The sequence below is a fragment of the Paenibacillus sp. FSL R5-0912 genome, assembly GCF_000758605.1.
In the GTDB taxonomy this organism is placed as follows: Bacteria; Bacillota; Bacilli; order Paenibacillales; family Paenibacillaceae; genus Paenibacillus_AQ.
Map to the genome: position 1 here is coordinate 5,597,760 of NZ_CP009282.1, position 14,373 is coordinate 5,612,132.

General features: G+C 49.1%; 12 protein-coding genes. 3 read left to right on the forward strand and 9 right to left on the reverse strand.

What is annotated here, in order from left to right:
* Positions 1 to 15: 15 nt before the first annotated feature.
* The gene (locus R50912_RS23765; RefSeq protein ID WP_042238384.1) at positions 16 to 1,158 is read right to left on the reverse strand and encodes a DUF1611 domain-containing protein; all 1,143 of its coding nucleotides are present in this window, start codon (positions 1,156 to 1,158) and stop codon (positions 16 to 18) included.
* A gap of 199 nt (positions 1,159 to 1,357) precedes the next feature.
* Between R50912_RS23765 and R50912_RS23770 the strand changes: the two genes are divergently transcribed.
* Together R50912_RS23770 and R50912_RS23775 are read left to right on the forward strand one after the other, a co-directional pair.
* A complete protein-coding gene (locus R50912_RS23770) occupies positions 1,358 to 2,269 on the forward strand; it encodes a LacI family DNA-binding transcriptional regulator (protein ID WP_042238388.1) in 912 nt (303 codons plus the stop codon).
* Positions 2,270 to 2,316: 47 nt separating this feature from the next.
* Complete coding sequence (locus R50912_RS23775; RefSeq protein WP_042238391.1) at positions 2,317 to 3,582, forward strand: MFS transporter; 1,266 nt, start codon at positions 2,317 to 2,319, stop codon at positions 3,580 to 3,582.
* Here R50912_RS23775 and R50912_RS23780 read toward each other — a convergent pair.
* The 4 genes from R50912_RS23780 to R50912_RS23795 form a co-directional block, all read right to left on the reverse strand.
* Entirely contained in the window at positions 3,563 to 4,915 is a 1,353-nt protein-coding gene (locus R50912_RS23780) for a sigma-54 interaction domain-containing protein (protein WP_042243123.1), read from the reverse strand. The genes R50912_RS23775 and R50912_RS23780 overlap by 20 nt on opposite strands.
* Before the next feature lie 156 nt (positions 4,916 to 5,071).
* Complete coding sequence (locus tag R50912_RS23785; protein WP_042139058.1) at positions 5,072 to 6,031, reverse strand: DUF561 domain-containing protein; 960 nt, start codon at positions 6,029 to 6,031, stop codon at positions 5,072 to 5,074.
* A gap of 66 nt (positions 6,032 to 6,097) precedes the next feature.
* On the reverse strand, positions 6,098 to 7,336 hold the full coding sequence (locus R50912_RS23790) for an L-lactate MFS transporter (RefSeq protein ID WP_042238392.1): 1,239 nt from the start codon (positions 7,334 to 7,336) through the stop codon (positions 6,098 to 6,100).
* A gap of 40 nt (positions 7,337 to 7,376) precedes the next feature.
* Positions 7,377 to 8,963, reverse strand: coding sequence for an acyl CoA:acetate/3-ketoacid CoA transferase (locus R50912_RS23795; RefSeq protein ID WP_042238393.1), 1,587 nt, complete (start codon positions 8,961 to 8,963; stop codon positions 7,377 to 7,379).
* A gap of 642 nt (positions 8,964 to 9,605) precedes the next feature.
* On the opposite strand from R50912_RS23795, the gene R50912_RS23800 reads away from it, so the two are divergent.
* Entirely contained in the window at positions 9,606 to 9,800 is a 195-nt protein-coding gene (locus R50912_RS23800; RefSeq protein ID WP_042238395.1) for a hypothetical protein, read from the forward strand.
* Positions 9,801 to 9,882: 82 nt separating this feature from the next.
* On the opposite strand, the gene R50912_RS23805 is transcribed toward R50912_RS23800, so the two are convergent.
* The 4 genes from R50912_RS23805 to R50912_RS23820 form a co-directional block, all read right to left on the reverse strand.
* Positions 9,883 to 10,689: a Nif3-like dinuclear metal center hexameric protein gene (locus tag R50912_RS23805; protein WP_042238397.1), complete on the reverse strand. Its 807-nt coding sequence runs from the start codon at positions 10,687 to 10,689 to the stop codon at positions 9,883 to 9,885.
* 27 nt (positions 10,690 to 10,716) lie between these two features.
* Positions 10,717 to 11,610 (reverse strand): carbohydrate ABC transporter permease, encoded by an 894-nt coding sequence (locus tag R50912_RS23810; RefSeq protein WP_042238399.1) that lies wholly within the window; start codon positions 11,608 to 11,610, stop codon positions 10,717 to 10,719.
* A 12-nt stretch (positions 11,611 to 11,622) separates the two neighbouring features.
* Complete coding sequence (locus R50912_RS23815) at positions 11,623 to 12,546, reverse strand: ABC transporter permease (protein ID WP_042238401.1); 924 nt, start codon at positions 12,544 to 12,546, stop codon at positions 11,623 to 11,625.
* A 70-nt stretch (positions 12,547 to 12,616) separates the two neighbouring features.
* On the reverse strand, positions 12,617 to 14,161 hold the full coding sequence (locus R50912_RS23820; protein ID WP_042238403.1) for an ABC transporter substrate-binding protein: 1,545 nt from the start codon (positions 14,159 to 14,161) through the stop codon (positions 12,617 to 12,619).
* Between the last annotated feature and the right edge of the window lie 212 nt (positions 14,162 to 14,373).

Consider the following 14,373-nt stretch of genomic DNA (forward strand, 5'->3'; position numbering starts at 1 on the left):
CCGCCTCCGCCCGGATCATAATTTGACAGTCTTCTTATAGCCAGCCAGCTTGGCAGCCAATCTGCCAATGTCCAGCACCGATTCAACATTCTCGGCTGCAAACCGGCTGCGGATCTCTTCCTTGCGCTGTTCTATTTCTTCCGGGGTCTTCGAGATGTATTCTCCGAAATCAACTTCGTATTTATCCGGAATCAGAATGGCAAACGGCCGGCTGCTATTGCCGTAAACGCGAAGAATATCGAGGCTGTCTCTAATCTGCTCATCATCATCGTAGCCTGCGATCAGGATCGTCAAATCGGGCTGTAAAGCGCGCAAATAGGAGACCTTGGTCGCTGCAATCACGAAATTCTCATTCGGAAGCAAGGAGCCTTGACCTGACAGCAGGACGTAATCACAGCCTTCCCTCTCTGCTTCCCGGACTGCCGCGTGAATGTAATACGGATATTGGCTCAGCGGCTTATTGGCAATAAATTTCATTATATCGCCGCCCGGTTGATTGAAGAGTGCGGCTGTGGGCTCGGTTATAATCGCCTGGACCTTCTCTCCTGCCTGCTTAAGCGCCCGGAATAATGACATTTGGGCAGTGAATTTCCCGAGGCATCCTCTTGTTGCGAATATACCTACCTTGCATATATTGCGGTTATAAGCGGTTATTTGTACGTCCATTTCAAAATAAGATAAGTAAGTGGCTATTTCATCTCCAGGGGAAGGAAAAACATATTCTGTATGAAGCCGGCGCTGCAGACTTGCGGGGATTTGAGGCAGAATTTCAATCATGATTCCATTCTCGAGCAGCCATTCCAGGGTCGGACGGTCAATGATTTCGTGCACACTGATGATCCGCAGCTTGTGCTCATGGGCAGAGACAACGAGCATTCTCCACAGCTGGCTGAGCTTATGCTCACCGTACACACCCTCGTTATTTCCGAAGGAAGTTCCTGGATCATTCAGAATAAGAGTATCCGCTAAGCCAAATACCTCTTCAAAATTGTCCGTGACCGGAATGCCCGCCGCACGCCCTTCCACCAGCTCTGCTGCATCTTTGCCCTTATGCAGGACAAAATCAACAACCGCTCTTACTGTAAAATCCGTTAGATCCCTGAACCTGATGATCCCTTGCGTAATCTTATTGAAGGGATACAACACTACATTGTCCATACATAACCGCCTCCCAATAATAGAGTAAAGAATAGACAACAATCGGTAGACTTAACCGATTAAGCTGATACTACAATATTTTACATATTATATCAACAACAAGAAATAAAAGGTTTATTATGACACATCACATCCAGGATTGACGACTGATCCAGCTAATGTTAATCTTTAGGAAATCAACAGACAGGAGATTGGTGCGTTGAAAAAAACGACTATGAAGGACATCGCCATCCGTGCTAACGTATCCGTTGCCACCGTAAGCTATGTGCTGAATCGTGTGGATAATCAGACCATTCCTGAGAAGACGCGCCGCCAGATTATGGAACTGGCTAAAGAGCTCCGCTATATTCCAAACTTAGCAGCCCGCTCACTGGCAAATCAAAAAACCGGTCTGATAGGTGTATTGGTCCACAAATCCAAGTCATTGCCCTACTGGAAGCTGCATGCCCAGCTCGCCTTCATTCATGCTTTGGAGCAGCGGCTTACAGCGGCCGGTTATCATACGCTCCTCTATTCTCTGGATACCGACACCCCTTCGCTGGATATTATCGTTGAACGCAAGCTGGAAGCCGTGTTCCTCATTGATGCACAAGATAATTCCTTCTACTCGATCTCCAGACACTTTGTGGAAGGCATCCCCCTGATTCTGATCGACAGCATGATAGAGGATAAGCTTTTCAAGCAGGTGGTGTTTAATTTCCGATCAGCGCTTGAAAAAGCTCTTCCCGAAGATCTGTCGCAGGTCTGCTTGATTTTGGAGGGCTTTAATAATTCGCTCCTCACCCGCTATATCCGCAGCAGTGTTCCTCTGGCTGAGGATGCCGTATTTGAGATCCATGAACTTCAGGATTTGCTTCCGGCCATGGAGCACCACCGCTTCAAGCAGGCAATTGTGATCAATGAATTCATTGGCAGCTACGTGGAGAAGTCTGGAAAGTTCGAGCATCTTACGGTCATCTGCACAAGTAATTCCCCGGAAATGCTGGGTGAAGATGTGAAGAAGATTGTTTTTCAAGGAGATAAAGCGGAGGTTGCCTATGAACTCATGCAAGAGCTATTGCACCATCCGGACTACTCCGAGCAAGTGAATAACTGTTATTATGTCGACTAATTTTTTTGAGGGTTAACTTAAGCGTTTAAGTTGAAAGGAGAGTAACTATGCCAGAACCCGTTATAGCCAGCCAGGCGGCCCCTGCGGTACACTCCTATCCAAAACTGTGGGCCAACAAAAAATTCATGCTGCTGCTCTGCTCCTTTTCCATTTCCCTGTTCGGCAATACCTTTCACAGTATCGCTCTCAGTCTCTGGGTGCTTCAGACCACCGGCAGTGCCAAGCTGGTGGCTGTACTGACGGTCATTAATCTGTTGCTCAGCTCGCTGCTCGGATCCATTGGAGGAACGTTTGCAGATCGGATCAACCGCAGAACAATCATGCTGGTCACGGATCTGATCAGCTGCATACTGGTAGTAACGCTCGCCCTGGTCCTCTCTCTCTCTTCCGCTTCCTTCATTATCGTAGCCCTGCTTACTGCGTTGACTACTGTATCTGCCCTGTTCCAGTCCCCCGCCTACCAGTCCTCCATTATCACCGTGGTTGGCAAAGAGCATGTCCAGCAAGCCGTAGGCATGCTTAACCTGTCAGAGAATATTTGCCGGACAGTTGGCTTTTCCATGGGCGGAATCTTTGTAGCGAGCTTCGGTGCGGCGGATGCCATTTTATTCGATGGAGTCACGTTTCTGGTCTCCTTCCTGCTGGTTCTTGCTGTCCGTTCCCTTCCCGTGCCGACACGCGTGAATTCCGAGCCCGGGCAGAAGAGGAATTTTATTCAGGACCTTGGGGAGGGCATACGGTATATCTGGAAATTCCCTTTTGCCAAGGCCGTCATCATTATGCTTCCGACGCTCACTCTATTCTTCATGCCCTCGCTGATGCTGACCCAGGTTATGGCCGTCAACGTATGGAAGGCAAGCCCGTTCCAGTTCGGACTCATGGAAGCTTGTATCCCGCTCGGCTATATGATCGGCTCAGGCATAATTATGATCCTGGGCTCCAGAATCAGACGGAGAGGATTATTTATTATGAGCGGCCTGTTCTGTCTGGGCCCGATGTACATCCTGTTATCATTCATCCCTTCTGCGGCCACAGCCATTCCTATCATTCTCCTGATTGGATTCATGTTCTCGTTCTGCACGCTGCTGATCAATATCATCCTCAGGCTGGAAATATCGGAAGAGATTCAGGGCCGGGTCTTCGGAGTACTTGGGTCGATTATGAGTGTCGCTCCGTCGATCGGTCTAACTCTTGTCTCCTACCTCTCGGATTATTTCAGCCCGGGTCCTGTCATGGGTTCCATTGGTCTGCTGCTGTTCCTGTTCGCCTTATATGCTTCCACCAAGCTCAAGATCATTCGGGATTATAAATAAAATTCCGCAGCACTTCTTCCATTTTCTTCAGTTTTCTGTAAATAACCGAGCGGTCCACATTTAATTTCTTTGCCGCTTCTGTACCGTTTCCATAACAATCCTTCAGCACTTTTACAATATAACGTCCCTCTGCTACTGCAGTGAAATCCTTCAGCGCAGACAGGTGATGTTTGTTCTTGGCTATGAAGTGGTCGATTGCAAACCAGTCCGCTACCTGATCCTCTTCCTCCTGGCTAATTCCCATGTATTCCGTAACCACAAGCCGTTCGATATAATTCCTCAGCTCTCTCGCATTCCCGTGCCAGGGCTGACTCAGCATCTTCTCAAACTCTTCCGCACTTAAGACATATTTCTTCCCGTACATTTGATTGAAGCTGGCGATATAACTGGAGATTAGTCCTACAAGGTCCAGCTTGCGGTTACGGAGCGGAGGAATATGAATCGGGATCACATTAATCCTGTAATACAGATCTTCGCGGAATAGCCCTTTCTTCACCATACTCCACAGATCCCGGTTCGTAGCTGAGATCACACGGCAATGGACCGGTATATTCACGATGCCGCCGACGCGTCTTACTTCATTATTCTCCAGAACCCGCAGTAGCTTGGCTTGCATCTCAAGCGGCAAATCCGCTATTTCATCCAGAAAAAGAACCCCGCCACTCGCAATTTCAATCATGCCCGCCTTCACTTCCGTCTGTCCTTCCATGACTCCTTTTTCGTATCCAAACAATTCATATTCGAATAGAGCCGGAGCAATAGCTGCGCAATTAATCGCAATGAAGGGCCCCTTCCACTTTTCACTTCTTAGATGAATATATTTGGCTATTACCTCTTTACCGGTCCCGGATTCACCATAGATTAACACTTTACTGTCGTAGGACGCGATCTGGTTGCAGACTTTAATGATCTGTTTCATGGCCAGGCTTTCAGCTACAATCCCTTTGCCTTCCCCCGCTGCTGCTTCACCGAGCTGCTTGTTGATCTGCTGGGTTACAGGTACATTTGCTTCATAATAGGCGTGCTCCTGCTTGAATTCATTAGAAGTGGTGACTACCAGCTGCACCTCCCCATCCTTATCCAGAATAGGAATCGCTGTTGAGAAGATATGAAATCCTCTTGAGGTGATGACATTCTTCGAAACCTTTTGTTTACTTTGAATGGCCTCCATCGTAATTGAATGAGGATAATAGCCGGCCTTCACCAAGTCCTGGACATTCGCCTTCAGCAGCTCCTCCAATTGAACTCCGATGGTTAAAGCGGTAAATTCATTGGAGATTAATATATTTCCGTGTGGATCGGTAACAAATAAAGTGGACGGCAGCTCTTCCATAATTTCGTCTATCGTACGTTTACCTGATTTTTTATTTCTTTTGGTCAAATTTATCAGTCCTATACTATTATAGTAACGCTTACATCCTTATATAGAAAAAAGCCAAACGATATCATTACGTAAATGATACCACTTGGCTTATGATATGACACTTTATTATGCGCCTACAACTGATAATGGCCCCAGCTGTAAATGTCCCAGCTTCCCGAGGGTTTCCTGCGCCTCTTCGAACATAGTGGTAATCATCTCTTCAACCGTAGTAATCTTATTCACCATCCCGCAAATCTGTCCAGCCATTACGGAGCCCGTATCTGTATCTCCTTCAAATACGGCCCGGCGCAAAGATCCGAGGCTTAATTTCTCCAGCTCTTCGCGCGAAGCCTTCTCATTCTCAAGTCTCAGGAATTCAGCAATCATACTATTCTTGATGCTTCTTACAGGACCGCCCAGGCTGCGGCCAGTCACCGTTGTGCTAGTGTCATCTGCAGCAATGACGGCTTGTTTGAAGTTCTCGTGAGTAGGGCATTCCACTGTAGCCAGGAACCGGGTTCCAACCTGAACACCCTGTGCTCCGAGTGCAAATGCAGCCGCGATGCCACGGCCATCCGCAATCCCGCCGGCTCCGATTACCGGAATCGACACTGCACTGGCGACTTGAGGCAGAAGAGCCATCGTCGTGGTTTCACCCACATGTCCGCCTGCTTCGGTTCCCTCGGCAACAATTGCATCCACACCTAAGGCTTCCATTTTCTTGGCGATTTTGACCGAAGGAACTACCGGAATAACGATAATGCCATGCTCTTTGAGCGTCTTCATGTATGGAGCAGGCGTGCCTGCACCTGTGGTCACAATCTTCACGCCTTCTTCGATAATGACCTCAATAAGCTCAGGGATATTGTTCATCATCAGCATCAAATTTACAGCGAAGGGTTTATCGGTGCTTGCTTTCACCTTACGGATCTCATCACGAAGACGGTCCGCGGTAAATCCGCCTGAACCGATAATGCCCAGCCCTCCCGCATTGGACACAGCACCTACCAGAGGAGAAACTGCGATTTGAGCCATGCCCCCCTGAAAAATCGGATATTTAATCCCTAATAATTGTGTAATCGACATTGTGTTAACCTCCATTTATATTGTTCGTTAATGTAACTTAGTTATTCATTAATGTAACTCAGTTTCTTAAGCGGCTTGGGTAACTTCAGGCTGCGGCGGCTGTTGTTTATCCATTGCTTTGTACACAAAGGTTAGGGCAAAGCCCACCAAAGAGATCACCAGCGCGATGTAAAAAGCATTCGTGAACATTCCGTCATTGGCTGCTGCCACTTTACCGGCAATTCTCGGTCCGAAGAAGGCAGCTCCTGAATAACCGATAAAGGTTACACCATAGTTGACACCGTAATATTTCATCCCGAATTTCTCGCCGACAATCGAAGGGAAGATGCCCATGGTTCCGCCGAAGCACAAGCCAATGCCTGCGATGGCTACCGCAAATCCGGCGATGGATGTCGATAATGCTATTGTCAGCATCATGGCCGCAATGACCAGATAGATCATGAGCAGACATTTTACCCGGCCGATTTTGTCGGATACAGCGCCCCAGAATACACGGCCGATGCAGTTACTGAGTGAGTACAGACTTACATATAGTGCTGCGGCTGCGGCGGAGAGGCCAAACATCTTCTGTCCGATGACAGACGCATTGGCGGTTACCATCATGCCTGACAGGGCACCGATTAGGAACAGGCAGGCGATGACATAGAAAAGCGGCTTCTTGATCATTTCATGCCACTGTACATTCACGCCGCCCTTGGCAGCTCCGGCAGCCGGAGGCGTCCAGCCCTCAGGGGCATAACCGGCCGGTGCAGGTCTAACGAGCAGACCCAGGCTCAGAATAATTACCAGGAAGACGGCACCGAGCATGATCAATGCCGGCTGGACACCCTGACCGCTGATTAACGCGTTGGCTATAGGTGCGATAACAATGGTTCCGCCGCCGTAGCCCGCTGTAACAATTCCTGCAGCCAGGCCTCTTTTATCCGGAAAGAGCTTCACACTGTTGCCGATGGTCGAGGAATATACGATCCCCTGGCCGATCCCGGTAATAACACCGTAAGTGATATACAGCATCCAGGGCGCGGTTGCGAGTCCCGATAGAATGAAGCCGATCCCGAACATGGCTCCGCCAATAAAGATAGCCTTCCTCGCTCCCCCTTTATCGACCAGCTTCCCTCCCAGAATCATTGGAATTGGAGAGATTGCTGCATTGATCGTAAAAGCCATCATAATATCCGGCATCGAAACATCAAACACTTTGGTTAATGGAAGGGCGAAAATACTGAATGCGTATATTGCACCTACACAGATATTAATAATGGCCGATGCGATCAGTATCCTCCAGCGGTTTAACTGAATATTCATGAGATCATCCCTTTTCATAGTGTATTGAAGCATTGATAGATTAATATACTTCCAATAAGACCCGGTTTTTCTCGGCAATAATAGATTTCAGCTTCCCCCAGTGTTCGTGGAACATGGCTTGATCCATTTGCTTGAGTGCGGGTGAGATCACCGGTACAAAGTCCATCTGATCCAGAATATGTGTCTGCAGGTCAACACCCGGTGCGATTTCAGTTAAGGTTACTTTTCCATCCAGCAGTTCAAATACTGCGCGCTCCGTAACATATACAACCGGTTGCTCTACTTTGGCCGCATAAGAACCGCTGAACGTGATCTGCTGCACCTTCTTAATGAACTTTTTCACTTTTCCCTCTTGAAGGATGTGCAATTTCCCGTCTTCAACCTTGATCTCGAGACCGCCGGCGGTAAATGTACCTGCGAATACCAGCTTTTTGGCTGCTTGAGAGATATTAATGAATCCGCCGCATCCGGCTACCCGGGTACCGAATTTGCTGACATTTACGTTCCCGGATTCATCCATTTGAGCGAGGCCAAGGACAGATAAATCGATACCGCCTCCATCATAGAAGTCGAACTGTGCGTCATGATCTACGATGGCCTCAGAGTTATAAGCATGACCGAAGTCCTTCAGACCTGCGGGAACACCCCCGATAGAACCGGCTTCCGTGGTTAGAATCAGCTGGTCACTTACTCCCTCCTCTTCTGCTATGTTGGCAACATTTACCGGAATTCCAACCCCAAGATTCAGGATCGCATTCGGCTGAAGCTCAATTGCTGTGCGGCGGGAGATGATTTTGCGTTCATCCAGCGGCAGTGATTCAATAGATTCGGTAGGTACCTTAACATGACCGGAGAATGCCGGATTATATTGGGTGTTCTCTGTCTGGTAATGATTCTCCGGCTTGGACACGACAATATAATCTACTAGAATCCCCGGAACTTTAACATCCTTAGGGTTAAGGGTGCCGCGCTTGGCAACCGTCTCTACCTGGGCGATCACGATACCTCCCGAGTTTCGGACTGCCTGGGCGATGGGCAGGACCTCCATATGCAGGCCTTCTTTTTCCAGCGTCAGATTGCCATTCTCATCAGCCACGGTTCCGCGGATCAAGCCGACATGAATGGGAAAACACTTATAGAATAACCACTCTTCGCCATCAAGTTCGATAACCTTTACAATGTCTTCCTTCGTGGACGGGGACATTTTGCCGCCTTCGACCCGGGGATCAACGAACGTCTCCATGCCTACTTTGGTAATCACACCCGGACGCTTGGCTGCAATTTCCCGGTAGAGCTGAGTAATTACACCTTGGGGCAAATTGTACGCTTCACATTTGTCTTCTTCGATCAGCTTCGCCATCCCGGGGGAAGCAATGGCAATTCCGCCAATCCAGCGTTTAATCAATCCTTCATGGCCTAAATGGCTCATCCCTTTGTCGCGGCGGTTGCCGACTGCACTGGCGTGCATGACCGTCAGATTTCTCGGCAGCCCCGTTTGCATGAAGCGGTCTTCAATGGCTATCCCCATCTCTTCTGCCCAGCAGGATAATCCAAATCCGCTGGCTGCCACTGTATCTCCGTCTTTGATGAGTTCCGCTGCTTTGGCGGCTGAAATTACTTTGGTCATTTCATCTGCTCCCTTGTATGTGAATAATTTCACTTCGGTGATTAAAAAAATAAAACGGTTGCTTCATACGCCTTGAATGTATTGTGAAATATTTCGCAATGTCATCGTATTACAGAAAAAAGGACCGGTCAACCGTCCCAAAACGGCTTTAATTAAAGGTTTTTTTCTGTTGTTTTTTTGCGACTGGCTCTGTTGAACACACCCTTTTCAAGCAGGTTTTTTCTTCAATGCCTGATATGCAGGCCTGACTAAACAGCTGAAATACACGGTTGAATTTCCCCCACCCGGTCTAGAGGTATGAGTCGCAAAATAACCACACTATTTCATCCCTCTTAGTCTGGCCGTTAGTGACAACAACGCGGAGGCGGCCTTTCCTATCCGGCGGATAATACAAATTGATGCAGAACCGAAATTAAGTTATTCCGTATCTGTCCAAAAAAAATAAAATATTTTTCCGATATTGCGTAAATTGCATTTTTGCAACAGCAGATTGAAGCGGAAGTACTCAAAAAATAATTCAAATCCATATTTTGTAGACGTAACTTTCCTTTTCACTGGTGCACTAGACCTTAGTCAAAGAAAGGGCATTGCCATGCGCATGTCCTAAAAATGAACGGCCGCTGAGAATGCCCCTAGGCCTACATGATTCATAAGAACCCGCAGGAGAGCTTGGCTGATTACCTGTCGACCAAAGTGTTCCATGCAGAAGAAGGGCAGGTGGTAGCTCCGGGCAGCGTTGAGGTGGATGGCTTCGCCTTGTTTATGGAGCGTTACACGGAAGGACTGGCCATTGAGCGGGCAGCAGTAGATCATTTTGTGGAGAATTGGAAGAAGTGAAAAATGCAAAAGAGCAGCCATCTTCCCGTCAATGGGCAATGGCTGCTTTTTATTTGGGGCATATGAAGCTGTTCCCCTTACCTCACAAATACACAAACGGCTCCTTCGCATCCACGAACGTGACCGGAAGCCCGTCTACCAGCGGCGTCAGCCACTCCGCCATATACTTCATGCCCCACTCCTCGGACCGCTCATGGCCGATTACGATCATCGCTTTGTTCATGCCCAGCATGGCGGCATCATTCACATAAGCGCATAAGGTCCACTCCGTAATATCGCCGCAGATCATCACATCCAGGTTCTTCTCCTGCATCAGCTCCATCGGCATTTGCTCCCTGCCTAGCCCGAGGCTGCCGCCTCCCACCAGGATGCCGATACGGGCACAGGCTGCTTCCGGGTTACCGACAATCTGAATGACCTTCATGCCCAGCCGCTGCTTCAGGAAGCCGGCCAGCGCCCCGACGGTGGTCCCTTCAATCTGATACCCCCAGGCATCCTTATCGTCCAGCTTCTTGTCCTCCCAATCCAGCTCCTTGAGCAGACCGTCATAAATCCGGTCCGTATCGGCCAGGTGCATGTGGTCATGGAACCGCCAGATCGTCATTCCGTGTTCATCAATCAGCTTCTTCTTGGCCAGATATACCGGGTCCTGCTGAAGCCAGTCCAGCGAATCCATTCCGGTAAAATAGGTGGGCTCATGGGTAATAATCAGGTTCGCTCCGATTGCAATGGCTTCCTTGATCACATCCACAGTCGCCATGAACGTTGTGACAATCCCTGTGACCTCCATGTCTTCCTTGCCGCTGGCAAGCACATCACAGGTCTGTTCCAGCTTGCGTCCTCCGCAGCAATCGAGTAGAATCCGGTCAATAACCTCCTGGACATTCATCGCTCATTCTCCTTTTCATTTCAGTTGTCAGCCTTTGACAGCACCAATAATCACGCCGCGGGTCAGGTATTTCTGCATGAACGGCAGGACGAACAGCACGGGCACAATGCCCAGCACCGCCATTGCCATCCGCACGGCTGTGCTTGGAAGCGATACGGACTCCGCACCCAACACGTTGCCGGCCTGACCGGAATTGAGGAATTGAATGTTGCTCATGAGTTGCATCAGCAGATTCTGAATGCCGTATAATTGCGGCTTCGATACAAAATATAACGCATTGATCCAGTCATTCCAATAGGCCAGGCCCATGAACATCCCCACGGTAGCCATCACCGGCATGGACAGGGGAAGCATAATGCGGAAGAAGGTCCGCAGTTCTGAAGCCCCGTCGATCTGGGCAGCTTCGATAATCTCCAGCGGAACATTATTCTTGAAATAGTTACGGACCAACAGCACGTTGAAACCGTTCGCCAGCAGATTGGGCAGAATCAGCGCCCACATGGTATTTTTGATATGGAAATATTGGGTCCACATGATATACGAAGGCACGATTCCCCCGCTGAACAGCATAGTGAAGAAGACGACAAACGCCAGCACATTATGATATTTGAAATCGGACCGCGACATCGGATAAGCAAGCATACTTGTTATAAGCAGTCCAATGGCAGTTCCCAGGATCGTAACCAGAAAGGAAACGCCATAGGCTCTGATGAAGATGTACGCCGAGGACTTAATATACCGGTACGCTTCAAGACTGGTATGCTCAGGGAAGAAGCTGTACCCGTTGCGGATCAGGGTCGTCTCATCGGTGAACGAGGCAATGACAATCAGAAGGAAAGGTAAAAAAGCAAAAACCGTCAGCAGGAACATCACGACCGCAGAAAACACAGTAAACGTCCGTTCTCCTCTTGTTTGGATCATCTGTATTTCCTCCTAGAACAATGCATTTTCTGGATTAACCTTCTTGACGATGGCATTGACCGTAAGCACCAGGGCAAAGCCGACCAGCGACTGATACAGACCGGCTGCCGCCGACATTCCAATATCATTCAGCTGCATCAAGGCGCGGTAGACATACGTATCAATCGTCTGGGTTGTGCTGTACAGCGCACCGGAGTTCATAGGCACCTGATAGAACAGGCCGAAGTCGGAGTTGAAAATCCGTCCCATAGACATCAGCACCAGCACGATAATGGTCGGCTTCAGCAGCGGCAAGGTAATCATGCGGATCTGCTTCAGCTTCCCGGCCCCGTCAATTTTGGCAGACTCGTAGATGCTCTTGTCGATGCCTGCGATAGATGCGAAATAGATAATGGAACCGTAGCCTGCCGTCTTCCAGATCTGAATAAGCACCAGCAGATAAGGCCAATATTTCGCCTCCGAATACCAGTTAATCTCCGGAATCCCCAGCGGCCGGAGAATCGAATGATTCACGAATCCGCTGTCGGCGTTCAGAAAGGCGAAGACGAGTAACGAAAGGACGACCATCGAGATCAGATTCGGAAGAATCAGTCCGGTCATGAACAGCTTCGAATAGAGCTTGTTCAGCAGCTCCGACATCAGAATGGCGATGAGAATTGAAACTATGGTTCCAAGCGCGATAAAGGCCAGATTATACAAGAGTGTATTCCGGGTCATAATCCAGGCATCGCTGGTCTGGAACAGAAAGGTGAAATTCTTGAAGCCGATCCAGTCACTGCCGAAGATGCCCTTCGCATAGTTGACATCCTTGAACGCGATGAATACCCCGAACATGGGGAAGTAGCTGTTGATTAGAAAGTACAGCAGGCCCGGGCCCGCCAGAATTAATAAAGGAAGTGTTTTTTTGAGTGGTTTGGATTTAGGTTTGGCTATCATGCCGGATTCACCTCCATTGCCGAGGGCTGAGCCTCCGTTAGCGGCTCAACCTTCAGCAGGCTTAATTAAATTACTGTTTTTGCGCGGCAAGCCATTGATCCAGTTGTTGCTGCTTGCTGTCTATAATGTCCTGTGCACCCGCATCCTTCAGCGCACTGTTGAATTTCGCAATAATGCTCTCAGGGTCTACCGATCCGCTGACAAGCGCCGGCAGGAATTGATTCACTACGTTGTTCACAGCACTCATCTGCGTCTTCACTTGGCCTTGGTCAAAGATAAATCCGAAATACGGGGATCTGGTGGTATCCTTGTTCTCCTGGAGCTTCAGTTCCACATCCGACCAGTTGATTCCCTCCATCTGATACTGGAGGGACTCGGAGCCTACGATCCCGGAGCTAAGCATAGCTGTGTAAGGGACTGTATTGGCGTCCATGCCCTCAGGGAATTTCACATGATGCTCATCCACCTTGAGGTAATCCTCCCCTTCGATTCCGAAGAGAATGGTGTTGATCAGCTCTTTGTCGGTGTACAGCAGGTTCAGGAACTTGACGGCAGCTTCCGTCTCCTTGGAGGTACTGGAGACCATCCAGGTTACGGAGTTCACGGCACTTGTATCGAAGTAGAACGGGGCGATCCGCTTGGTCTCAATGTTTTTCCCGACTTGCGCACTCAGCTGCTTGCCAACCTCCATACCGCTGTACCCTCCCAGGAAGGAGAATCCGCGCCCGGAGGAGACCATCTCCATCGCTGTAATCGTCGTAGTCGCAGTATCCTTCTGCAAGTATCCCGCATTGAACCACTCCCGCATCATCTGTATCCCATTCTTGAATACATCGGATTCGTAGAAGTTTACGACCTTGCCGTTGTCGCCGATGACCACACCGACTCCGGTGGTATCGGTCAGGTAATCCACCTTGCTGGCACCCTTCATCCAATTCACAAGTCCCGTATCTGTCGGGTTCACATTAATCGGGCCAAACGGAACCACATCGGGCAGCTTCTTCTTCACGGCAGCGAAGACAGCGGGCAGATCCTCCACCGATTGGATCGTGTCAGCCGAGACTCCTGCGTCTTTCAGCATATCTGCGTTGTAGATGATATTCGTAGGTAAAGCCATCCCTTTATTTACTGGAATTCCATAGATATGCCCATCCATTGTAGTGCTCTTTAGGATATCCGGACCGAAATCCTTGTCCAGAATGGCGGATAGCTCCTTACCATGTTCGGGAAGCAGCTCTTCGAGCGGAGCTACCTGACTCTTGGACACATAGTTGGAGAATTGTCCTAGCGTGGTGAAGATATCCATTTTCTCTCCGCTCTGGAGCGCCAGATTGACCTTCTGGGCATAATCCGCCGGACCGAAGAGCCGGAAATCTACTTTGACACCGATCTTCTCGGTTGTAATGGCATTGATCGCATTCGTCACCTTGCTCAGATCATCAGGAATCCGGTTGAAGGACGGCAAGGCAAACACAATCTCAGCAGCCTTGGCCTTAGCTTCTGTATTCCCGGAACCCTCGGACGTTGTATTGGAATTGCCGCCGCAGGCGGAGAGCAGGGAACCGCAGATTACCATAGACAACAGCAGTGAACCTAACCCCTTTTTATTATTCATGATCATGCCTCCTGTTCTATATTTACATTCTCATTGTACTGGTCCTGGAGGGGGGCAGGCTTTCAAAAAGACGGGCTGTTTTTATAAAAAAACGTACTGGAGCGTGATTCTCTGGCGGGCGGCGTGACCGCCCTGCTTCGGCCAAGCAAACAAGTGGAAAAAGGCAGCTTCGTTTCTCCATTTCTACGAATGATGCCCAAGCAAGTGGACAA

Bases quoted from the DNA above. Each gene is read 5' to 3' on its own strand.
- R50912_RS23780 (WP_042243123.1), bottom strand. From the start codon at position 4,915: ATGGAAGAGCTGCCGTCCACTTTATTTGTTACCGATCCACACGGAAAT.
- R50912_RS23815 (WP_042238401.1), bottom strand. From the start codon at position 12,546: ATGATAGCCAAACCTAAATCCAAACCACTCAAAAAAACACTTCCTTTA.
- R50912_RS23805 (WP_042238397.1), bottom strand. From the start codon at position 10,689: ATGAATGTCCAGGAGGTTATTGACCGGATTCTACTCGATTGCTGCGGA.
- R50912_RS23775 (WP_042238391.1), top strand. From the start codon at position 2,317: ATGCCAGAACCCGTTATAGCCAGCCAGGCGGCCCCTGCGGTACACTCC.
- R50912_RS23790 (WP_042238392.1), bottom strand. From the start codon at position 7,336: ATGAATATTCAGTTAAACCGCTGGAGGATACTGATCGCATCGGCCATT.
- R50912_RS23785 (WP_042139058.1), bottom strand. From the start codon at position 6,031: ATGTCGATTACACAATTATTAGGGATTAAATATCCGATTTTTCAGGGG.
- R50912_RS23765 (WP_042238384.1), bottom strand. From the start codon at position 1,158: ATGGACAATGTAGTGTTGTATCCCTTCAATAAGATTACGCAAGGGATC.
- R50912_RS23820 (WP_042238403.1), bottom strand. From the start codon at position 14,161: ATGAATAATAAAAAGGGGTTAGGTTCACTGCTGTTGTCTATGGTAATC.
- R50912_RS23795 (WP_042238393.1), bottom strand. From the start codon at position 8,963: ATGACCAAAGTAATTTCAGCCGCCAAAGCAGCGGAACTCATCAAAGAC.
- R50912_RS23800 (WP_042238395.1), top strand. From the start codon at position 9,606: ATGATTCATAAGAACCCGCAGGAGAGCTTGGCTGATTACCTGTCGACC.
- R50912_RS23810 (WP_042238399.1), bottom strand. From the start codon at position 11,610: ATGATCCAAACAAGAGGAGAACGGACGTTTACTGTGTTTTCTGCGGTC.